General features: G+C 72.7%; 18 protein-coding genes. 12 read left to right on the top strand and 6 right to left on the bottom strand.

The window, feature by feature from the left end; all coding sequences use genetic code 11:
• Nucleotides 1-14: 14 nt before the first annotated feature.
• Together ACZ52C_RS01155 and ACZ52C_RS01150 are read left to right on the top strand one after the other, a co-directional pair.
• Nucleotides 15-842: a serine hydrolase domain-containing protein gene (locus ACZ52C_RS01155; RefSeq protein WP_469072807.1), complete on the top strand. Its 828-nt coding sequence runs from the start codon at nt 15-17 to the stop codon at nt 840-842.
• A gap of 123 nt (nt 843-965) precedes the next feature.
• Nucleotides 966-2,837, top strand: coding sequence for a serine/threonine-protein kinase (locus tag ACZ52C_RS01150; RefSeq protein ID WP_469072806.1), 1,872 nt, complete (start codon nt 966-968; stop codon nt 2,835-2,837).
• Between the two features lie 7 nt (nt 2,838-2,844).
• Here the strand turns inward: ACZ52C_RS01150 and ACZ52C_RS01145 are convergent, their stop codons facing one another.
• Nucleotides 2,845-3,504: a pirin family protein gene (locus tag ACZ52C_RS01145; RefSeq protein WP_469073400.1), complete on the bottom strand. Its 660-nt coding sequence runs from the start codon at nt 3,502-3,504 to the stop codon at nt 2,845-2,847.
• Between the two features lie 62 nt (nt 3,505-3,566).
• Here ACZ52C_RS01145 and fasR point away from each other — a divergent pair, with 62 nt between their 5' ends.
• From fasR to fabF, 5 genes are all read left to right on the top strand, one after another.
• Nucleotides 3,567-4,769 (top strand): fatty acid biosynthesis transcriptional regulator FasR, encoded by a 1,203-nt coding sequence (gene fasR, locus ACZ52C_RS01140; protein WP_329901569.1) that lies wholly within the window; start codon nt 3,567-3,569, stop codon nt 4,767-4,769.
• Nucleotides 4,770-4,858: 89 nt separating this feature from the next.
• Complete coding sequence (locus tag ACZ52C_RS01135) at nt 4,859-5,773, top strand: ACP S-malonyltransferase (protein ID WP_469072805.1); 915 nt, start codon at nt 4,859-4,861, stop codon at nt 5,771-5,773.
• Between the two features lie 13 nt (nt 5,774-5,786).
• Complete coding sequence (locus tag ACZ52C_RS01130; protein WP_045557917.1) at nt 5,787-6,818, top strand: ketoacyl-ACP synthase III; 1,032 nt, start codon at nt 5,787-5,789, stop codon at nt 6,816-6,818.
• A 100-nt stretch (nt 6,819-6,918) separates the two neighbouring features.
• Nucleotides 6,919-7,167 carry an acyl carrier protein gene (locus tag ACZ52C_RS01125; RefSeq protein WP_045557916.1) on the top strand — a complete coding sequence of 83 codons (249 nt, stop codon included), beginning with the start codon at nt 6,919-6,921 and terminating at the stop codon, nt 7,165-7,167.
• 103 nt (nt 7,168-7,270) lie between these two features.
• Complete coding sequence (gene fabF / locus ACZ52C_RS01120; RefSeq protein WP_239753936.1) at nt 7,271-8,542, top strand: beta-ketoacyl-ACP synthase II; 1,272 nt, start codon at nt 7,271-7,273, stop codon at nt 8,540-8,542.
• A gap of 137 nt (nt 8,543-8,679) precedes the next feature.
• Here fabF and ACZ52C_RS01115 read toward each other — a convergent pair whose 3' ends face one another.
• A complete protein-coding gene (locus tag ACZ52C_RS01115; protein WP_045558053.1) occupies nt 8,680-9,174 on the bottom strand; it encodes a DUF3145 domain-containing protein in 495 nt (164 codons plus the stop codon).
• Nucleotides 9,175-9,451: 277 nt separating this feature from the next.
• Here ACZ52C_RS01115 and ACZ52C_RS01110 point away from each other — a divergent pair, with 277 nt between their 5' ends.
• On the top strand, nt 9,452-10,348 hold the full coding sequence (locus ACZ52C_RS01110) for an SGNH/GDSL hydrolase family protein (protein ID WP_469072804.1): 897 nt from the start codon (nt 9,452-9,454) through the stop codon (nt 10,346-10,348).
• A gap of 49 nt (nt 10,349-10,397) precedes the next feature.
• Nucleotides 10,398-11,387: an aldose epimerase family protein gene (locus tag ACZ52C_RS01105; RefSeq protein WP_469072803.1), complete on the top strand. Its 990-nt coding sequence runs from the start codon at nt 10,398-10,400 to the stop codon at nt 11,385-11,387.
• An 87-nt stretch (nt 11,388-11,474) separates the two neighbouring features.
• On the opposite strand, the gene ACZ52C_RS01100 is transcribed toward ACZ52C_RS01105, so the two are convergent.
• Entirely contained in the window at nt 11,475-13,937 is a 2,463-nt protein-coding gene (locus ACZ52C_RS01100; RefSeq protein WP_469072802.1) for a glycoside hydrolase family 3 protein, read from the bottom strand.
• A 113-nt stretch (nt 13,938-14,050) separates the two neighbouring features.
• Here ACZ52C_RS01100 and ACZ52C_RS01095 point away from each other — a divergent pair, with 113 nt between their 5' ends.
• On the top strand, nt 14,051-14,647 hold the full coding sequence (locus tag ACZ52C_RS01095; protein WP_469072801.1) for a TetR/AcrR family transcriptional regulator: 597 nt from the start codon (nt 14,051-14,053) through the stop codon (nt 14,645-14,647).
• Nucleotides 14,648-14,656: 9 nt separating this feature from the next.
• Here ACZ52C_RS01095 and ACZ52C_RS01090 read toward each other — a convergent pair whose 3' ends face one another.
• Entirely contained in the window at nt 14,657-15,046 is a 390-nt protein-coding gene (locus tag ACZ52C_RS01090) for a RidA family protein (RefSeq protein ID WP_469072800.1), read from the bottom strand.
• Nucleotides 15,047-15,104: 58 nt separating this feature from the next.
• Between ACZ52C_RS01090 and ACZ52C_RS01085 the strand changes: the two genes are divergently transcribed.
• Nucleotides 15,105-16,073 carry a LysR family transcriptional regulator gene (locus ACZ52C_RS01085; protein ID WP_469072799.1) on the top strand — a complete coding sequence of 323 codons (969 nt, stop codon included), beginning with the start codon at nt 15,105-15,107 and terminating at the stop codon, nt 16,071-16,073.
• Between the two features lie 283 nt (nt 16,074-16,356).
• On the top strand, nt 16,357-17,610 hold the full coding sequence (locus tag ACZ52C_RS01080) for a pyroglutamyl-peptidase I (RefSeq protein ID WP_469072798.1): 1,254 nt from the start codon (nt 16,357-16,359) through the stop codon (nt 17,608-17,610).
• Nucleotides 17,611-17,644: 34 nt separating this feature from the next.
• On the opposite strand, the gene ACZ52C_RS01075 is transcribed toward ACZ52C_RS01080, so the two are convergent.
• On the bottom strand, nt 17,645-18,475 hold the full coding sequence (locus ACZ52C_RS01075; protein WP_469072797.1) for an EI24 domain-containing protein: 831 nt from the start codon (nt 18,473-18,475) through the stop codon (nt 17,645-17,647).
• Nucleotides 18,476-18,625: 150 nt separating this feature from the next.
• Nucleotides 18,626-19,837: a GDSL-type esterase/lipase family protein gene (locus ACZ52C_RS01070; protein WP_469072796.1), complete on the bottom strand. Its 1,212-nt coding sequence runs from the start codon at nt 19,835-19,837 to the stop codon at nt 18,626-18,628.
• Nucleotides 19,838-19,925 lie beyond the last annotated feature (88 nt).

Raw genomic sequence — 19,925 nt, 5'->3', positions numbered from 1 at the left:
TTAGGCTCGTGCACATGTCTCTGCAGAGCCTCGCCGTGATCGAGAACTGGCCGGTTCCCACCGCCGCCGCCGCTGTCGTCCGGGCGGACGGCACCGTCCTCGGGACCCACGGGCCGCTCGGGCACCGCTTCCCGCTGGCCTCGGTCACCAAGCCGCTCGCCGCGTACGCCGTGCTGGTCGCCTACGAGGAGGGGGCGATCGAGCTGGACGAGGCGGCGGGCCCCGCGGGGTCCACCGTGCGGCACCTGCTGGCGCACACCTCCGGGCTGGCCTTCGACGAGCACCGGGTGACGGCCCCGCCCGGAGAGCGGCGGCTGTACTCCAACGCCGGGTTCGAGGTGCTCGGGGACCATGTGGCCAAGGCGGCCGAGATCCCGTTCGGGGAGTACGCGCGGCAGGCGGTGCTGGAACCGCTGGGCATGACGTCCACCTCGCTCGACGGCTCCCCCGCGAAGGACGGCGTCTCGACCGTCGAGGACCTGGTGCGGTTCGCCGCCGAGGTGCAGGCGCCCCGGCTGCTGGACCCGCGCACGGTCGCGGCGGCGATGACCGTGCAGTACCCGGGCACCAAGGGCGTCCTGCCGGGCTACGGGCACCAGAACCCCAACGACTGGGGGCTCGGCTTCGAGATCCGGGACTCCAAGTCGCCGCACTGGACGGGCACGTCCTCGTCGCCGGGGACCTTCGGGCACTTCGGCCAGTCGGGGACGTTCCTGTGGATCGACCCCGTCGCCGGGCTGGCGTGTGTCGCGCTGACGGACCGGGCGTTCGGGCCGTGGGCGGTCGAGGCCTGGACTCCGTTCACGGACGCTGTGCTCGCCGAGGTCGGGAACGGTGTCTGATCGGTGAAGGAAGCGACAACTCTTCCACGGATGGGGCGAGCGCCCCGTTCCGAGGGCCCCCGGCACCGATCCGTCCGCTAGCCTCCCCCGTGCACCACAGGCGCACAGCTTTCGGGGGAGACCATGGGCGAGGTTCGCGCGGGCGGGCAGTTCCGGCCGCTGGAGGCCGGTGACCCGACGACCGTGGCGAGCTACCGGCTCGCGGCACGGCTCGGCTCCGGCGGTATGGGCACGGTGTACCTGTCGTACACGCCGGGCGGGCACCCGATCGCGTTGAAGACGATCCGGCCCGAGCTGAGCGAGGACCCGGAGTTCCGCCGCCGGTTCAAGCAGGAGGTGCAGGCCGCCCAGCGCGTGCAGGGCCTCTACACCGCGCCCGTCCTCGACCACGACACCGAGGGCGCGCAGCCCTGGCTGGCCACCGCCTACGTGCCCGGCCCCTCTCTGCACGCGGCGGTCGCCGAGCACGGCGCGCTGCCGCTGAACTCGGTCCTGCTGCTGCTCGCCGGGGTCGCGGAGGCGCTCTCGGTCATCCACGGCGCGGGCATCGTGCACCGCGACCTGAAGCCCTCCAACGTGCTGCTCGCCGCCGACGGGCCCCGGGTCATCGACTTCGGCATCGCGCGGGCCGCCGACGCCACCGCCCTGACCGGCACCGGCGTCTCCATCGGCACCCCGGCCTTCATGTCGCCCGAGCAGGCGGCCGGGAAGCCGGTCACCCCCGCCTCGGACGTGTTCGCCCTCGGCCAGGTGGCCGCGTTCGCCGCCCGCGGTTCCGGCGCGTACGGCGACGGGCCCTCGCACGCGGTGCTGTACCGGATCGTCCACGAGGAACCCGACCTCGGCGGTCTCTCCGACGAACTCCGGTTCATCGAGCGCTGTCTGGCCAAGGACCCGGCCGAACGCCCCTCCCCCGCCGAGGTCGTCGCCCTCTGCCAGGAGGCGTCGCCGACGCCGCTGGTGCAGTCGGGCTCGTGGCTGCCGGAGGCGATCGGCGCCGACATCACCCGGCGGGTCTCGGCGTCGGCGGAGCTGCTGGCGGAGCGGAACAGGGCGGCCGAGACGGCGACCCCGGCGACCCAGACGCCGCCGCCCACCGCCCCGGTCACCCAGCTGAGTCCGCCGTCCGTGGACCACGGCGCGCAGACGATGCACGCGGCGCCGACGATGCACTCCGGTCCGACGACCCCGCCCCCGCCGGGCCCGGTGGGGCCGCCGTCGGCGCCGTACGCCCCGCAGCCGGGGCCCTCGGGGCCGCACACCGTGCCGACCGGGCACCATGCGCCGTACCCGCAGCCGGGCGGCTGGCAGCAGCCGTATCCGCCGGGTCACGGCCATCCGCAGGGGCCTCCCCGTCCGCTGCCCGTGCCGCCGCCCCGCAGCAACGTCGGCAAGTGGATCGGGATCGGTGTCGCGGCGGTGTTCGGACTGGGCCTTCTCGGCAGCTGCGCGTCGCTCGTGAAGGGCCTCACGGATTCGTCGAGCGGCTCGTCGAGCCAGTCCTCCGGCGGCTCGACCGGCGGTGCGTCGACCGGCTCCGGCGACGGCTCCGCGTCGAAGCCGAAGTCGGACCCGAAGCCGGTCACGTTCAAGGGCGTCAACATCCCCGGCAACTACTACGTGCGCTTCGCGGACTCCCCGCCCAAGCCCATCGACAGCGAGATGGGCGTGTCGTACGAGGACGACGGCGACTTCTACTACTACTCGGACCCGCTGTTCGAGGAGAAGAAGGTGGGCAGCAGCAGCGACAAGCTCGTCCTGCTGAACAACTCCCAGAAGGGCTCCCTCGCCACCTGCCGCGGCGAGACCCGGTACACGGACTCCGTCAAGCTCGGCCAGGTCTCCAAGGGCTCCCAGATGTGCGTGCGGACCAACTCGGGCCACATGGCGCTGGTCACCTTCCAGGGCTCGGCGCCGAGCGGCGACCCCAGCGACTACGTCTCGGTGGACATCACGGTGTGGCGCAACGCGGAGGAACCGACCGCCGAGAACTGACGGGCCCTCATCCGCCGAGTTCCCACACCAGCACCTCGGCCGGCGCGGCGACGGCGATCAGGTCCAGCCCCTTCTCGTCCTCGGCCCGCACCGCGTCCCCGGGCCCGAGCTCGTGCGGTCCGAGCCGCACCGCGCCCCGGACGACGTGCACGTACGCCCGTGCCGCGTCCGGTACCGCGGTCCGCTCCCCCGCCGTCCCCAGCCGCCGGACGTGCAGCATGGCGCCGGCCTCGGGGACGGCGTACGGGGTGGAGTCGGCGATGCCGCGCACGATCTCGTACGCCGGGTCGCCGCCCGGGTCCAGCGGGGCCAGCCACATCTGCACGAAGGTGAGCGGCGCGGAGCCGTCGTTGCGCTCGACGTGGCGGACGCCGCCGGCCGCGCTGAGCCGCTGGACGTCGCCGGAGCGGACGACGGTCTCGTGGCCCGTGGTGTCCCGGTGGGTCAGCTCGCCCTCGACGACCCAGGTGACGATCTCGGTGTGGCTGTGCGGATGCTCGTCGAACCCGGCGCCCGGTTCGAGCCGCTCCTCGTTGCAGGCGATCACCGCGCCGAACCGCAGGTTGTCGGGGTCGTAGTGCGCCCCGAAGGAGAAGGCGTGCAGCGAGGAGATCCCGGCCTCCGGGTCCCCACCGGGGTAGCGCGTGGCGGCGCGCCTCAGGTCCATCACGTACTCCACGGTAGCGACCCGCGCCGCACACGGGTGTCCTGATGAGGCAGTCTTGTCCCGTGCCCGAACCCGAAACCCGCAAATCCGCAACCGCGCCGTACGTCCATCCGCACTCCGCGACGCTGCGGCGGCTGGAGAAGTCGTCCGGAAGTCTCGCCGCGCAGGCCATCGCGCGGATGGACGAGACGCTGCCCTGGTACCGGGCGATGCCGCCGGAGAACCGGTCGTGGATCGGGCTGGTCGCCCAGGCCGGTATCGCCGCCTTCACCGAGTGGTTCCGGCACCCGGACGCCCCGCAGGCCATCTCGACGGACGTGTTCGGGACCGCGCCGCGTGAGCTGACCCGGGCGATCACGCTCCGGCAGACCGTGGAGATGGTGCGCACGACCATCGAGGTCATGGAGTCCGCCATCGACGAGGTCGCCGCCCCCGGCGACGAGAGCGTGCTCCGCGAGGCCCTGCTCGTCTACGCGCGGGAGATCGCCTTCGCCACCGCGCAGGTGTACGCGCAGGCCGCCGAGGCACGCGGCGCCTGGGACGCCCGGCTGGAGTCCCTGGTGGTGAACGCGGTGCTCAGCGGCGAGGCCGACGAGGGCGCCGTCAGCAGGGCCGCCGCGCTCGGCTGGAACTCCCCCGACCATGTCTGTGTGGTCCTCGGCACCGCCCCGGACGGCGACAGCGAGCTGACCGTGGAGGCCATCCGGCGCGCCGCCCGGCACGCCAAGCTCCAGGTGCTCACCGGGGTGCTCGGCGACCGCCTGGTGGTGATCGCCGGCGGGAACAACGACCCGTTGCAGGTGGCGAAGTCGCTGATCGGCCCGTATGCGGCGGGGCCGGTGGTGGCCGGGCCGATCGTGCCCGACCTGCTGGCCGCGACCCGGTCCGCGCAGGCCGCCGCCGCCGGACTCAAGGCGTGTTCGGCGTGGCAGGACGCGCCGCGTCCCGTTCTGGCGGACGATCTGCTTCCGGAGCGCGCGATCGCCGGTGATCCCAGTGCGCGCGAGCAACTGGTGGAGGAGATCTACAGACCGCTGGAGGAGGCAGGCTCCGCTCTCCTGGAGACGCTCAGCGTCTATCTCGAACAGGCGTCGAGCCTCGAGGGCGCGGCCCGGATGCTGTTCGTCCATCCCAACACCGTGCGCTACCGGCTTCGACGTGTGACTGACGTCACCGGCTGGTCGCCTTCCGATGTACGCTCGGCCTTCACCTTGAGGATCGCGCTGATCCTGGGGCGTCTGGTGGATGGGGATCCCCAGCTCTAGGGTTTTGTCGGAGGGCTACAAAACCCCCTCGTGTTCTTCGTCCCTGTCCCCACGGGCGGCCTGAGCCGCCCTCAAGAGAGAGTGTGAGAGTGCTCGTACTCGTCGCTCCCGGCCAGGGCGCCCAGACGCCCGGCTTCCTGACTCCTTGGCTCGCCCTCCCCGGCGCCGCCGACCGCCTCGGCGCGTGGTCGGACGCCATCGGGCTGGACCTCGCCCACTACGGCACCGAGGCCGACGCCGACGCGATCCGCGACACCGCCGTGGCCCAGCCGCTCCTCGTGGCGGCCGGACTGCTGTCCGCCGCCGCCCTCGGAGAGGTGGCGCCCGGCGCGGTCGCCGGGCACAGCGTCGGCGAGATCACCGCCGCCGCGTTCGCCGGTGTCCTCGACGACACGGCCGCGCTGTCCCTCGTCCGCAAGCGGGGCCTGGCCATGGCCGAGGCCGCCGCGATCACCCAGACCGGTATGTCCGCGCTGCTCGGCGGCGACCCCGAGGCGACGGTCCCGCATCTGGAGAAGCTGGGGCTGACCCCGGCCAACGTGAACGGCGCCGGGCAGATCGTCGCCGCCGGCACCCTGGAGCAGCTGGCCGCCCTGGAGGCGGACAAGCCCGAGGGTGTCCGTCGTGTGGTGGCCCTCAAGGTCGCGGGCGCCTTCCACACGCACCACATGGCCCCCGCCGTGGACAGCCTCGCCAAGGCCGCCGAGGAACTCGCCCCCGGGGACCCGAAGCTCACCTACGTCTCGAACAAGGACGGGCAGGCCGTCGCCACCGGCGCCGAGGTGCTCTCCCGTCTCGTCGGTCAGGTCGCCAACCCGGTCCGCTGGGACCTGTGCATGGAGACCTTCAAGGAGCTGGGTGTGACCGCGATCGTCGAGGTGTGCCCCGGCGGCACGCTCACCGGTCTCGCCAAGCGCGCGCTGCCGGGTGTGGCGACGGTGGCGCTGAAGACACCGGACGACCTCGACGCCGCCCGCGCGCTCATCGCCGAGCACCAGAACTAGGAGCCCCGGAGCTATGTCGAAGATCAGGCCTAGCAAGGGCGCCCCGTACGCGCGCATCCTCGGCGTGGGCGGCTACCGCCCGGTCCGGGTGGTGCCCAACGACGTCATCCTGGAGAGGATCGACTCCTCCGACGAGTGGATCCGCTCCCGCTCCGGCATCGAGACCCGGCACTGGGCGAACGACGAGGAGACCGTCGCCGCCATGTCGATCGAGGCCTCCGGCAAGGCGATCGCCGACGCCGGGATCTCCGCCGAGCAGATCGGCGCGGTCGTCGTCTCGACCGTCTCGCACTTCAGCCAGACCCCGGCCGTCGCCACCGAGATCGCCGACAAGCTGGGCACGGCCAAGGCCGCCGCCTTCGACATCTCGGCCGGCTGCGCGGGCTTCGGCTACGGCCTCACCCTCGCCAAGGGCATGGTCGTCGAGGGCTCCGCGGAGTACGTCCTCGTCATCGGTGTCGAGCGGCTGTCCGACCTGACCGACCTGGAGGACCGGGCCACGGCCTTCCTCTTCGGCGACGGCGCCGGCGCGGTCGTCGTCGGTCCCTCCCAGGAGCCGCACATCGGCCCCACGGTGTGGGGCTCCGAGGGCGACAAGGCCGGCACGATCAAGCAGACGGTCCCGTGGAACGAGTTCCGGATCGGGGACGTCGAGAATCTTCCGCTGGACAGCGAGGGCAACGTCAAGTTCCCCGCGATCACGCAGGAGGGCCAGGCGGTGTTCCGCTGGGCCGTGTTCGAGATGGCGAAGGTCGCACAGCAGGCGCTGGAAGCGGCCGGGATCAGCTCGGACGACCTGGACGTCTTCATTCCCCACCAGGCCAACGAGCGGATCATCGACTCGATGGTGAAGACACTCAAGCTGCCGGAGCATGTCACGGTCGCGCGTGACGTGCGCACCACCGGCAACACCTCGGCCGCCTCGATCCCGCTCGCGATGGAGCGGCTCCTGGCGACCGGCGAGGCGAAGAGCGGCGACACCGCGCTCGTCATCGGCTTCGGGGCGGGTCTCGTGTACGCCGCGACGGTCGTTACCCTCCCCTAGGCACCCGCTCCGGATCTTGCGGTCCGGTGCGGGAAACGCACAACCTGCCGCTGACGCGGCGGGCCGCCAACCCTCTGGAAACTACGAAGGAGCGCCTGACATGGCCGCCACCCAGGAAGAGATCGTCGCCGGTCTCGCCGACATCGTGAACGAGATCGCCGGCATCCCGGTCGAGGACGTCCAGCTGGACAAGTCCTTCACCGACGACCTGGACGTCGACTCGCTGTCCATGGTCGAGGTCGTCGTCGCCGCCGAAGAGCGCTTCGACGTCAAGATCCCGGACGACGACGTCAAGAACCTCAAGACGGTCGGCGACGCGACCGACTACATCCTCAAGCACCAGGGCTGATCCGGCGGATCGGGTCCGGCCCGATCCACCGCGGAGCAGTCCGCTTGCCCCGCCACCCGGCGGTGGCGCCGCTGATTCCTCGTAACCGTTGGAGAACATTCCCGTGAGCTCGACCAATCGCACCGTGGTCGTCACCGGTATCGGCGCAACCACACCGCTGGGTGGCGACGCGACTTCCACCTGGGAAGGGCTGGTCGCCGGCAAGTCCGGTGTCGGCCCCCTGGAGCAGGAGTGGGCCGCCGACCAGGCGGTCCGCATCGCCGCGCAGATCGCGGTGGAGCCGACCGAGGTCATTCCCCGGCCGCAGGCCCGCCGCCTGGACCGCTCGGCGCAGTTCGCGCTGATCGCGGCCAAGGAGGCGTGGGCGGACGCCGGTTACACGGAGACGTCGGCCGACGACGGCACCGTCGACGCGGACCGCGTCGGCGCGGTCATCGCCTCCGGCATCGGTGGTGTGACGACGCTGCTCGACCAGTACGACGTGCTGAAGGAGAAGGGCGTACGCCGCGTCTCCCCGCACACCGTGCCCATGCTGATGCCCAACGGCCCGTCCGCCAACGTCGGTCTGTACGTCGGCGCGCGCGCCGGTGTGCACACCCCGGTCTCCGCCTGTGCGTCGGGCGCCGAGGCCATCGGCTACGCCATCGAGATGATCCGCACCGGCCGCGCCGACGTCGTGATCGCCGGTGGCACCGAGGCCGCCATCCACCCCCTGCCGATCGCCGCGTTCGGCAACATGATGGCGATGTCCAAGAACAACGAGGACCCGCAGGGCGCGTCCCGTCCGTACGACACCGGCCGTGACGGCTTCGTCCTCGGCGAGGGTGCCGGTGTCGTGGTCCTGGAGTCGGCGGAGCACGCGGCGGCCCGGGGTGCCCGGGTCTACGCCGAGGCCGTGGGCCAGGGCATCTCCGCCGACGGCCACGACATCGTGCAGCCGGAGCCGGAGGGGCGCGGGATCGCCCACGCCCTGCAGAACCTGCTGGACCGCACCGACCTGGACCCGGCGGAGATCGTGCACGTCAACGCGCACGGGACGTCGACGCCGGCCGGTGACATCGCGGAGCTGAAGGCGCTGCGGAAGGTGTTCGGCGACGACACCGACCACTTCGCGGTGTCGGCGACGAAGTCGATGACCGGGCATCTGCTCGGTGGGGCCGGCGGGGTGGAGACGGTGGCGACGGTGCTCGCGCTGTACCACCGGGTGGCTCCGCCGACGATCAATGTGAACGACCTCGACCCGGAGGCCGAGGCCAACGCGGACATCGTGCGGGGTGAGGCGCGCAAGCTGCCCGTCGAGGGCCGTATCGCCGCGCTCAACGACTCGTTCGGGTTCGGTGGGCACAACGTGGTGCTGGCGTTCCGGACGGTTTGATTCGTTCGCTGACGCGCTTGTGGCCCGGGTCCCTTTCAGGGATTCGGGCCACAGCTGTCTGTACGTCGGGTGCGGGTCCGTGGGGCTTCTCGCGCAGTTCCCCGTGCCCCTGAAAGATCGGGGGCGCCCCCTCGTTCTCAGACCACCTGGTGCAGCCAGCGGACCGGGGCGCCCTCTCCCGCGTAGCGGAACGGCTCCAGTTCGTCGTCCCAGGGCTTGCCCAGGAGCTTGGCGAGGTCGGACTCCAGGTCGGTCTCGCCCCGTTGGCTGCGGAGCAGGGCGGCGCGGAGGCGGTCCTCGGGGATGAGGATGTCGCCGTGGATGCCGGTGACGGCGTGGAAGATGCCGAGGTCGGGGGTGCAGCTGTAGCGCTCGCCCTCGGCGGTGGCGCAGGGCTCGGCGGTGACCTCGAAGCGCAGGAGGTGCCAGCCGCGCAGGGCCGACGCCAGCTTGGAGGCGGTGCCGGCCTGGCCCTGCCAGGAGAACTCGGAGCGCCAGGTGCCCGGCGCGGCCGGCTGCCGGATCCAGTCGAGGTTCACGCGGGTCCCGAGAACGCCCGCGACGGCCCACTCGACGTGCGGGCACAGCGCACGCGGCGCGGAGTGCACGTACAGGACTCCACGTGTCGTCACCGGGGCCTCCACAGAGCAGGGCATCTTGTCATTCGACGGAACGGCAGTGGCAGGGCGGCCACGGGGCGAGGCTACCGTGCGGCGGGGCAAGGAGTGTGACGTACCGTCGGAGCGGACGCCAGGACGCGACGCTGTTTCACCCGGGGGGACGCGTGTGCGGTACGGAACAGTTGCACCGTTCGCCGCAGCGTTCTCGTCGGTCTCCCGTGTCGGGAACTCCCGCGCGTTGTGATGGGTGGGAACTTGCACGTGCAGGACCGACCGAGGGGACCAGGGGATGCGGAAGCGACGCCACCGTTCGAGGGCGGTGTGGGGCGCGGCCACGGCCGCGTTCCTGCTGGCCGTGACCGGGTGCGACGCCACGGGCGGTGACTCCCCCGGCCCCGAGGGGACCGGACCGCGGGCCGCGTCGCCGAGGCCGACGCCCGCGTGGGACAGCACGCCCGAGTCGCTGGTCGCCGTGGGGGACTCCATCACCCGGGGCTTCGACGCGTGCAAGGTCCTCTCCGACTGCCCCGAGGTGTCCTGGGCGACCGGCACCGACGCCTCGGTCGAGAGTCTCGCGGTACGGCTGCTGGGCCGCTCCGGCGCGCTGCGGCACAGCTGGAACTACGCGGTCACCGGGGCCCGGATGGCCGACCTGCCGAACCAGATGGCCCGGGCGGTGACCCGTGAGCCGGAGCTGGTCACGGTGATGGTCGGGGCGAACGACGCGTGCCGCGCGACCGTCGCCGCGATGACGCCGGTCGCCGACTTCCGCGCGGACTTCGAGGACTCGATGGCGACGCTGCGGGACGCGCTGCCCAAGGCGCAGGTGTTCGTGGCGAGCGTGCCGGATCTGAAGCGGCTGTGGTCCGCGGGCCGCGTCAGCCCGGTCGGCAAGCAGGTGTGGAAGCTGGGCATCTGTCCGTCCATGCTGGCCGACCCGGACGCCCTCACCACGGCGGCCGGCCAGCGGCGCGACGCCGTCCAGGACCGGGTGGAGGCGTACAACGACGTGCTGCGCGAGGTCTGCGCGAAGGACCGCCACTGCCGGTACGACGGGGACGCCGTCTTCGACTACCGCTTCGGGCGGGCCCAGCTCAGCCAGTGGGACTGGTTCCATCCGAGCGTGGACGGACAGGCGCGGCTGGCGGAGATCGCGTACCGGGTCGTCAGCGCCAAGGAGTCGTGACCGAGGGTTCCGTCGTGGCCCCGGATTCCTGTGACCTAGGGTTTCGCTCATGAGCGAACTTTTCGGCACACTTTCCGACGGCTCGCCCGTGCACCGGTGGACGCTGGAGCGGGGCGGCACACGGGTGCGGGTCCTGACGTACGGCGGGATCGTGCAGTCCGTGGAGCTTCCGGGCCGGGACGGGCGGACGGCCGACGTGGTGCTGGGGTTCGCCGGCCTCGACGGGTATCTGCGCCATCAGGGGCCGTTCTTCGGGGCACTCGTCGGACGGTACGCCAATCGGATCGCCGGTGGGCGCTTCACCCTCGACGGGCGGACGTACGAGCTGGCGCGCAACAACCCTCCGAACTCGTTGCACGGCGGTCCGCTCGGCTTCGACAAGCGGGTGTGGGAGGCGCGGGGCGTCGCGGACGGGGCCGGGGTGCGGCTGACGCGGGTGAGCCCGGACGGCGAGGAGGGCTTTCCCGGACGGCTGGAGGTCTCCGCCACGTACACGCTGGAGGAGGACGGCAGCGCGCTGCGGATCGCGTACGAGGCGGTCACGGACGCGCCGACGGTGGTGAACCTGACCAATCACTCGTACTGGAACCTGGCGGGCGCCGGCTCCGGCGGCGCCGGTGGGCACGAGCTGCGGATCGACGCGTCGCGGGTGACGCCGGTGGACGCGGATCTGATACCGACCGGCGAGACGGCGGAGGTCGAGGGGACCCGGTTCGACTTCCGGGCGGCGCGGAAGGTGGGGAGCGGGTACGACCACAACTTCGTGCTCGACAAGGGGGTCACGGAGGGCCCTGAGGTGGTGGCCGAGCTGTGGGAGCCGGGGTCGGGGCGGGTGTTGAGCGTGGCGACGACCGAGCCGGGGATGCAGCTCTACACGGCGGATCATCTGGAGGAGCCGTTCGGGCCCTGCGCCGGGGTCGCGCTGGAGACGCAGCACTTTCCCGATTCGCCGAACCGGCCGCGGTTCCCTAGTACGGAACTGCGGCCGGGCGGCGTGTATCGGTCGGAGACGGTTTATGGGTTCGGGGTGCGTTCGTAGGTGTGTCGGGCGCGGGTTCATGGGGGCTGGTCGCGCCCACGCGGCGGAGCCGCATATCGACACGGCCCCGCGCCCCTGAGGGGTGCCCTATGCCTCGATCGGTGCTGTAAGGCGGCGGTCGGCCAGGGAACGGCCCGCTTCCAGCTCGTACGAACCCTTCACGTACGCCCACGCGTTGGTCGTCTCGTCCCAGATCTCGAAGGCGCGGCCCGGGAGTTGGATGACGGCCTCCGCCGTTTCGCCCGGGGCCGCCTCCACCGTCGCGAAGCCCGCGAGCCAGCGGGTCGGGCGGGTGGCGTCCGGGGTCGTGGGGGCCAGGTAGAGCTGGACGGTCTCGCGGCCCTCGCGTGAGCCCGTGTTGCGGACGCGGACGGTCGCCGTCGTGCCGCTGACGTCGAGGGACTCGTACGTCCAGTCGGTGTAGCCGAGGCCGTGGCCGAAGGGGTACGCGGGGGTCCTGTTCTCCTTGTCCCAGGCGCGGTAGCCGATGAAGACGCCCTCGTCGTAGGTGAGTTCGCCGGCGGTGGGGGTGACCTGGGTGACCGGGGCCTCGGACAGGGTGCCCCAGGTGGTGGGGAGGCGGCCGCCGGGCTCGTGGGTGCCGGTGAGGACGTCGGCGAGGGCGGCGCCGCCCTCCTGGCCGGGGAACCAGGTGAGGAGGACGGCGGCCACGTCGTCGCGCCACGGGAGTTCCACCGGGGAGCCCGCGTTGACGACCACGATCGTGGCGGGGTTGGCGGCGGCCACCGCGCGGACCAGGTCGTCCTGGCGGCCGGGGAGGCGCAGGTCCTTGCGGTCGAAGCCCTCGGACTCGACCCGCTCGGTGGTGGCGACCACGACGACGGCCGTGTCGGCGGCGCGGGCGGCCTCGACGGCCTCGGCGATCAGGTCGTCGGGGTCGCGCTGCGGTCCCTGGTGGCAGAGGGAGAAGGCGAGCATCGTGATCGGGGCGTCGGCGGCGAGTTCCACGACATGGGTGAGGGAGACCCGTACCGGTGTGCCCTCGGTCAGTTCGACCTGGGCCAGCGGGACGGGGGCGCCGAAGAACGAGACGAAGGGGTCGTCCGTGTCGGTGGTCCGGACACCGTCGAAGTGGGTGGTGCCGTCGACGGTGAGGGTGTAGGCGCCGAGGCCCTTGATGCCGAAGGTGTGCGTGCCGGTCTCGCGCGGGACGAAGGTGCCGGTCACCTCGACGGTGTGCAGGGTGCTGTGGGTGACGCCGTCGGGGAGGTCCGAACCCATCCACTGGATGTGGCCGCTGGGCGAGGAGCGGGTGCCGATGACCGTGCCGGAGGTGTCGCGGCAGACGGCCTCGAAGGTGAACCCCTTGTCGGCGACGCCCAGTTCCTCGTTCGGGTCCGCGCCGACGGCGTACGTCAGGGCGCCCTCGGGGAGGGCGGCGGTGAGGCCGTCGAGCGGGGAGACGATGTGGTCGGGGAAGACGGTGGCCGAGCCGCCGCCGAGGACGCGGGCGTCGCGGGCCGCGGCGCCGATGAGGGCGACCGTCGAGCCCGGCCGGAGCGGGAGGGCGGCCCGGCCGTCCCGGGCCTCGTTGCGGACGAGGACGAAGGAGCGACGGGCGATCTCACGGGCCAGGGCGTCGCCGTCGACGGGGGCGGGGAGTTCGGTGACGACCGGGTCGGCGCCTTCGAGGATGCCGACGCGGGCGGCCAGCAGCAGCACACGGCGGACCGCCTCGTCGAGTTCGGTCTCCGTGACCTCGCCGGCGCGGACCGCGGCGGCCAGGGCCTCGCCGTAGACGGTGACCGGGCCGGGCATGGCGACGTCGAGGCCGCCGGTCAGGGCGGCGGCCGTGGAGCGGGCGGCCAGCCAGTCGGAGACGTTGAAGCCGTCGAAGCCCCACTCGCCGCGCAGGACCTCGTTCACGAGGTAGCGGTGCTCGCTCATCGTGGTGCCGTTGACGGTGTTGTAGGCGGTCATGATGCCCCAGGGGTGGGCGTTCGCCACGATCGCCTCGAACGGGGCCAGGTACAGCTCGCGCAGGGCGCGTTCGGAGACCAGGTTGTTCACCGTGAAGCGGTCGGTCTCGGCGTCGTTGGCGACGAAGTGCTTGACCGTGGTGCCGACGCCGCCGGACTGCACGCCCGCCACATAGCCCGAGCCGATCTCGCCGGTGAGGTAGGGGTCCTCGCTGTACGCCTCGAAGTGGCGGCCGCCCAGCGGTGAGCGGTGCAGGTTGACCGTCGGGGCGAGGAGGACGTGGACGCCCTTGCGGCGCGCCTCCTGGGCCAGCAACACTCCTGCACGGTGGGCGAGTTCGGGGTCCCAGGCGGCGGCCAGGGCGGTCGGGGAGGGCAGCGCGACGGACGGGTCCTCGGCGGTCCAGCGCACTCCCCGTACGCCGATGGGGCCGTCGGACATGACGAGGGAGGCGAGGCCGATCTCGGGAAGCGCGGGCAGCGTCCACATGTCCTGGCCGGCGAGGAGCCTCGCCTTGGCGTCCAGGTCCAGCCTGGCGAGGGCCTCCTCCACGGCCGCTGCGCGGGCCTCGTCTGCCGGGGTGGGGCGGGTGCCCGGGGTTGCCGCCATCGCGGTGCCTCCTCGTCGAGTCCGTTCGTCTCCCGCCATCGTGCACGCATCACCTGTAGATCGGTAGGTTTCGTTATGCTGCCGTGATATTTAGGGCGGTCCCGGAGGGCGTCATGCCGTACGGTGACGGCATGAGCGGCACCCGTGGGACCAGGAGCGTCAGGGGCGAGGAGCGGCGCGCGGAGATCGTGCTGGCGGCCCTGGAGGTGATCGCCGAGCGCGGTTACCGGGGCGCGAGCATGGCCGCGGTCGCCGAGCGCGTCGGGCTCACCCAGCAGGGGCTGCTGCACTACTTCCCCACCAAGGAGGCGCTGCTCGTCGCCGTCCTCAGGGAGCGGGACCGGTGGGACGCCGTCCCCGACAGCCCGCTGCGGCTCGATCTGCTGGGCTCCCTGGTCGAGTACAACGCCATGCGGCCCGGCATCGTGCAGACCTTCTCCGCGCTGCTCGGCGAGAGCGTCACGGAGGGGCATCCCGCGCGCGAGTTCTTCACCGAGCGGTACGAGCGGGTGCGGGGCTCCATGGCCGAGGTGCTGCGCGCCGAGTACGGCGACCGGCTCCCGAGCGGGCTCACACCGGAGCGCGCGGCCCCGCTGCTGGTGGCCGTGATGGACGGCCTGCAGTACCAGTGGCTGCTGGCCCCGGACACCGTGGACATGCCGGGGGCGTTCCGCGACTTCCTGGGCCTGCTGGGCGAGGACACCCCCTAGGTGTATTGATCACCCTCGCGCGGGCACCGCCGCCACGACCTCGACCTCCACCAGGGCCTGGGGCCTGAAGAGTTTCGGAACCTCCATCGTCATGCTGGTCGGGGGTGTGCCCGGCAGGAACCGGGTGCGCACGGCGCCGTACTCGTGGAGCGTGCTGAGGTCGGTGAGGTAGGTGCGGATGTTGATGATGTCGGCGAGGGTGGCGCCATGGGCCGCGAGGAGGGCGGCGACGGTCTCGAAGACGCCTCGGGTCTGGTCGGCCACGGTGGCGCCCTCGGCGATCTGGCCCGAGAGGTACAACAGGGCACTGCCGTCGGCGAGTTGAACGCGGGCGACCTGGGAGTAGTAGGGGCTCAGCGGTTGCGGCGCGGAGGGCGGGTTGTCGAGGGTGATCTCCATGGCCTCGACGCTAGGTCCGGCCGTGTGATGCGACAAGCGAATGTCTAGCATGGCCGCCATGCGTGAGGTGCATGACGCGAACGGCGTGTCCCCCGCCGTCGGCGTTCCCGATCTGTCCGCCTTCTGGCTGCGGGTGTTCCTGGAGGTCGCGCGGCACGGGTCGTTCACCGTCGCCGCGCGTTCGCTCGGCTGGACCCAGTCGGCCGTGTCGCGTCAGGTCGCCTCGCTGGAGGGGGCGTTGGGCGGGGCGGCGCTGTTCGACCGGCTGCCGCGCGGGGTGCGGCTCACGGAGGCGGGCCGCGCGCTCGTCCCGCACGCCGAGGCCCTGGTGGAGCGACTGGGGCAGGCGGAGCGGGAGTTGACCGCGCTGCGGGAGGCAGCCGGCGGGGTGGTGCGGATCGGTGCCTTCGCCACGGCGGACGCGGCGCTCGTCCCGCACGCGATGGCCGCGTTCCGGGCCCGGCATCCCGGTGTACGGCTCACCCGGGACGAGGGGTTCACGCCCGTGTTGCTCGATCGGCTGGGCGCGGGCGGGCTGGATCTGGCGATCGTGTCGACCACGGGACGCGCGCCCCTCGACGCGTACGACCTCCATCACCTCCTCGACGAACCGCTGTACGTCGCCGTCCCCGCCGGCCATCCGCTCGCCGGGCGGGGTGCGGTGCGGCTCCCCCAACTCGCCGACGCGGACTGGATATCCGGCGACGCCCACCCCGAGGGAACACTGCTCGACGCGGCCCTGCGCCACGGTTTCCGGCCCAGGATCGCGCATGTCGTCGTGGAGTGGATCGCCAAGCTGGGCTATGTGGCGGCCGGGCTCGGGGTCACGCTGGTACCGGCGCTGGCCGCCGGGTCCGTACGGTCGGACGTCGCGCTGCTGCCGGTGGTGGACGAGGAGGCGGCCGGGCGGGTGGTGTACGCGGCGACGGCTCGCGGGGTGGCGCCGTCGCCCGCCGCACACGCGTTCCTCGAAGCTCTGCGGGAGGCGGCGGCGCGGGTCCCGGTGCCGCGAGGCGCGGACCGCTGAGCCGCCGTGCGCCATGTGCGCGTCCTCGTCCTGCGGCGCGTGCGGGTCCTGCGGCGCGTGCGGGTCCTGCGGCGCGTGCGGGTCCTGCGGCGCGTGCGCGGCCGGGCGCCCCTTCCGGCGCCGACCGCGACGTGTGTCCCCGGCGGCGGCGGGCATGGCGCGAGCCCCTTCCGTCACGCGATACTGCCGCCGTCCGGAGCGGCACCCCACGGCACGACCCAGACGGAAGGACCGAACTCCCTTGGTCTCACTGACGACTTACCGACGGGCACGCGGAGCGACGATGGGGCTCGCGGCCCTGCTCGCCGGTCTCTGCGCCCCCACCTCCGCCGCCGCCTCGCCCCCGGCGGCGGCATCGGCCTCCTCGGCCGCCGCGCCCACGGTCGAGGAGCAGCGACTCGACCGGGCCGTGCCCCAGGAGATCCTGCGGCGGTCCGGATTCGACACCGTGGCACCGGAGTTCGCCGAGGCGCTGGACGGGGCGCGGTCGTACGCGCAGGCCGAGCGGATCGTCGTACGGCAGGGTGGGCGGCTGTGGACGCGGGCCGTGGACCGGGCGCAGGGGCGGGGGCCGGCGGGCGGTGACCTGAGCCGGGACGACGACCGGCCGCTGTACTGGGCGCGGTTGGGGATGACGCGGGAAGTGCGGGCCTGGGAGCCCGCGTTCGAGCTGAGTGACCGTCAGAGAGCGTCTCTGTTGCGGGAGTTGGAGCGGACGTCGCGCGGGCAGGACTCCCTGCGCTTCCCGCGTCGCGGCGAGGGGGTGAAGCGGGTCCTCGTCACCGGGTTCGATCCGTTCACGCTGGACCGGGACGTACGGATCTCCAACCCGTCCGGGGCGACCGCGCTCGCGCTCGACGGGACGGTGATCCGGACCGCCGACGGGCTCGCCCGCGTCGAGACCGCCGTCTTCCCCGTCCGCTGGCAGGACTTCGCGGACGGGACCGTCGAGCGGACGCTCCGTGCGCCGCTGCCCCGGGTGGACCTCTTCGCGACCGTCAGCCAGGGCCGGGTGGGTCGTTTCGACATCGAGCGGACCAACGGGGCCTGGCGCGGCGGCTTCGCCGACAACGACACCGTCGGCAGCACCGGCACCATCCCGGTGGCCGACCCCGCCGGCCAGCCGCAGTGGACGACCACGACCCTGCCGTACGCGGACGTCGTCGCCGCGGACACGGGCCGCTTCCCGGTCTACGACAACACGAGCGTGACCGAGATACCGGCCGGCGGCACGGCTGCGGTGGTCCGCCCGAACGGTCCGACGCCCGGCTCGACCGCGCGGGCCGGCGGCGGCGGCGACTACCTCTCCAACGAGATCGCCTACCGGGCGACGCTGCTGCGCGACCGGCTGGGGCTCGGCTCGTCGCTGCCGGGCGGGCATGTGCACACACCCGTCCTGCAGTTCGGGACCGGCAACACCGACCCGGCGACGGGGGCAGTGACCGATCCCGAGTTCGTGCGCAACCGGCTGGACATCATCGCCCAGGTGCGGGCGATCGTGACGGTCGCCGTGGACGCCTCGGCTCCCGGCGCCTGAGGACCCTCCGGCCGGGCGGTGGCACGACGCCCGGTCAGGCGCCGACCTCGGGCTTGCGGAACATGGGCGGGACGGGGTGGCCGTCGCCGGGGACGCGGTTGCGCTCGTCCTCGCCGGTGGTCTCCTCGCCCAGCAGGTCACGGGCCATGAGGGTGGCGCCGGCGACCGCGCCCGGCATCAGGAAGACGGCGACGAACGGCACCAGGAAGGCGAGGCCGAGCGGGGTGCCGAAGCCCCAGATCAGCGTCTTGCGGGAGCGCAGGAGGGCGAGGCGGTCGCGGAGTTCGACGCGGCGGCGCTGGAGGGCGACGGCCGTCAGCTCCTCGGTGAGGAAGAAGCCGGTCACGAAGAAGCCGATCACCGGCACCACCGTCTGGCCGACGAACGGGACGAAGCCGAGGGCGAAGAGCAGGACCGCCCAGACCAGGGCCCGGACGAGGATGCGGAGGCTGTCGCGGGCCGAGACCCACAGCTCCTGCCAGAGCGGCAGGTCGGACTCCGGGGCGGTGCCGTCCGGTGAGACGTCCCGGTCGACCTTCTCCGAGAGGTTCTCGTAGAAGGGCTGGCCGATGAGGAGGGTCACGGCGGTGAAGGTGATGACCGCGAGGGCCAGGGCCAGGGCGAACAGGACGGCCGTGAGGAGGCCGCGGAAGAGGCCCGGCCAGGGGCTCGACCAGTCGTCCGCGAAGGGGGTGGCCCAGGTGACGAAGTCCGGGCCCCAGACGGCGAGGGCCACCAGGGCGGCTATGTAGAGCACCAGGGTGATGAGGCCCGGGATCAGGCCGAAGCCGTACTGCTTCCCGTGCCCGGCCACCCAGCGTTGGCCCTGGACGAGGTACTGGAAACCCACCCTCAGATCGCGCATGGGGCGCACTTTATCGTTCGGTGCCTTTGCGCAGGAGGGCTCGGGGGGTGGGGTGCGCGGGCGACTGCGGGTTGTATGTGGTTGCTCGCGCCCACGCGGGCGAGCCGCATATCGATACCGCCCCGCGCCCCTTGAGGGGCCTGCGGCACCTCAGGGCGCGAATGCCCCCTTGGCTGTGAAGGCCAGCTCCGCGAAGCGTTCTCCGATGAGGTGGTGGGTCTCGGCGTCCGGATGGAGGTCGTCCGGGAGCGGGAGGGTGGCGGCGTCCTGCTCGCCGTAGAGGGCGAGGCCGTCCAGGTAGTGGAGGTGGGGGTCCTCCTCGGAACGCCGGGCCACGAGCGCCGCGAGTTCCTCGCGGATGACGCGGAGGGTGAGCCTGCCGGGGGTGATGTCGTCCGGGTCGCCCATGGGGCGGAAGCGGAGGTGGCCCTCGGCGAGGCCGCTGAGGTCGGGGGCGCTGGGGCCGGGGGTGTCCTCGTGGATGGGACAGAGGATCGGCGAGACGACGAGGAGCGGGACGTCGGGGTGGCCTTCGCGGATGGTGTCGAGGAAGCCGTGGACGGCCGGGGTGAAGGCGCGCAGCCGCATCACGTCGTGGTTGACGAGGTTGATGCCGATCTTGACGCTGATCAGGTCGGCGGGGGTGTCCCGGATCGCGCGGGCGACGAAGGGGTCGAGGAGGGCGCTGCCGCCGAGGCCCAGATTGACGAGTTCGACTCCGGCCAGCAGGGCGGCGCGGGCGGGCCAGATGCCGGTGGGGCTCGCGGCGTCGGAGCCGTGGCTGATGGAGCTGCCGTGGTGCAGCCAGACCCGGCGGCCGGGGTCGGGGGCGGGTTCGACGGGGGCGTCGGTGCGCAGGGCGACGAGTTCGGTGGTCTCGTTGTGCGGGAGCCAGATCTCGATCGTCTTCAGGCCGTCGGGGAGGTCGGTGAAGGACACCGTGCCGGGCGGACCCGGCCGGTGCTCCGCCGTGCCGGTGGTCATGTCGATGGTCAGGGTGTTGCCGTCCGGCACGCTCGCCCGGGCGGTCGGGCGGCCGTCGACGACGAGGTCGTACAGCCCGTCCGGGCGGGGCGGGGCGCCCACGTAGGTCCGCTTGGTGCGCAGGGCGTCCAGCTCGACGGCGGTGGCACGGGTGCGCAGGACCAGGCGTACGCCGGAGGGCTGGGACTCGACCACGGCCAGCTGCGGATCGGAGCACTGGGCGCGGGCCCGGGCGGGCAACCGGTGCGGCAGGACGCCGTGTTCGGTGCGCTCCAGCTCCAGGGCGCCGCGCAGGAGGTCGGCGGTGATGGGGGTGGTGATCCAGGAGGAGGTCATGGGCCGGTTCGTGTGGCGGGCGGGGTGAGAGGCGCTGGGCATGGGCTCAACCTGACGATCGGGGGGAACGGACTGGTCGGCGGCGGCGGTCGGTGCCGGAGGGCGGCGGCCGGCCGGAGCGGCGGCCGGG

The sequence above is a fragment of the Streptomyces sp. NPDC034049 genome (assembly GCF_055575575.1).
This window is presented reverse-complemented; position numbering and strand designations above follow the sequence as displayed.

Bases quoted from the DNA above. Each gene is read 5' to 3' on its own strand.
- ACZ52C_RS01155 (WP_469072807.1), top strand. From the start codon at position 15: ATGTCTCTGCAGAGCCTCGCCGTGATCGAGAACTGGCCGGTTCCCACC.
- ACZ52C_RS01150 (WP_469072806.1), top strand. From the start codon at position 966: ATGGGCGAGGTTCGCGCGGGCGGGCAGTTCCGGCCGCTGGAGGCCGGT.
- ACZ52C_RS01145 (WP_469073400.1), bottom strand. From the start codon at position 3,504: ATGGACCTGAGGCGCGCCGCCACGCGCTACCCCGGTGGGGACCCGGAG.
- ACZ52C_RS01130 (WP_045557917.1), top strand. From the start codon at position 5,787: ATGTCGAAGATCAGGCCTAGCAAGGGCGCCCCGTACGCGCGCATCCTC.
- ACZ52C_RS01125 (WP_045557916.1), top strand. From the start codon at position 6,919: ATGGCCGCCACCCAGGAAGAGATCGTCGCCGGTCTCGCCGACATCGTG.
- ACZ52C_RS01110 (WP_469072804.1), top strand. From the start codon at position 9,452: ATGCGGAAGCGACGCCACCGTTCGAGGGCGGTGTGGGGCGCGGCCACG.
- ACZ52C_RS01105 (WP_469072803.1), top strand. From the start codon at position 10,398: ATGAGCGAACTTTTCGGCACACTTTCCGACGGCTCGCCCGTGCACCGG.
- ACZ52C_RS01100 (WP_469072802.1), bottom strand. From the start codon at position 13,937: ATGGCGGCAACCCCGGGCACCCGCCCCACCCCGGCAGACGAGGCCCGC.
- ACZ52C_RS01095 (WP_469072801.1), top strand. From the start codon at position 14,051: ATGCCGTACGGTGACGGCATGAGCGGCACCCGTGGGACCAGGAGCGTC.
- ACZ52C_RS01090 (WP_469072800.1), bottom strand. From the start codon at position 15,046: ATGGAGATCACCCTCGACAACCCGCCCTCCGCGCCGCAACCGCTGAGC.
- ACZ52C_RS01085 (WP_469072799.1), top strand. From the start codon at position 15,105: ATGCGTGAGGTGCATGACGCGAACGGCGTGTCCCCCGCCGTCGGCGTT.
- ACZ52C_RS01080 (WP_469072798.1), top strand. From the start codon at position 16,357: ATGGGGCTCGCGGCCCTGCTCGCCGGTCTCTGCGCCCCCACCTCCGCC.
- ACZ52C_RS01075 (WP_469072797.1), bottom strand. From the start codon at position 18,475: ATGCGCGATCTGAGGGTGGGTTTCCAGTACCTCGTCCAGGGCCAACGC.
- ACZ52C_RS01070 (WP_469072796.1), bottom strand. From the start codon at position 19,837: ATGCCCAGCGCCTCTCACCCCGCCCGCCACACGAACCGGCCCATGACC.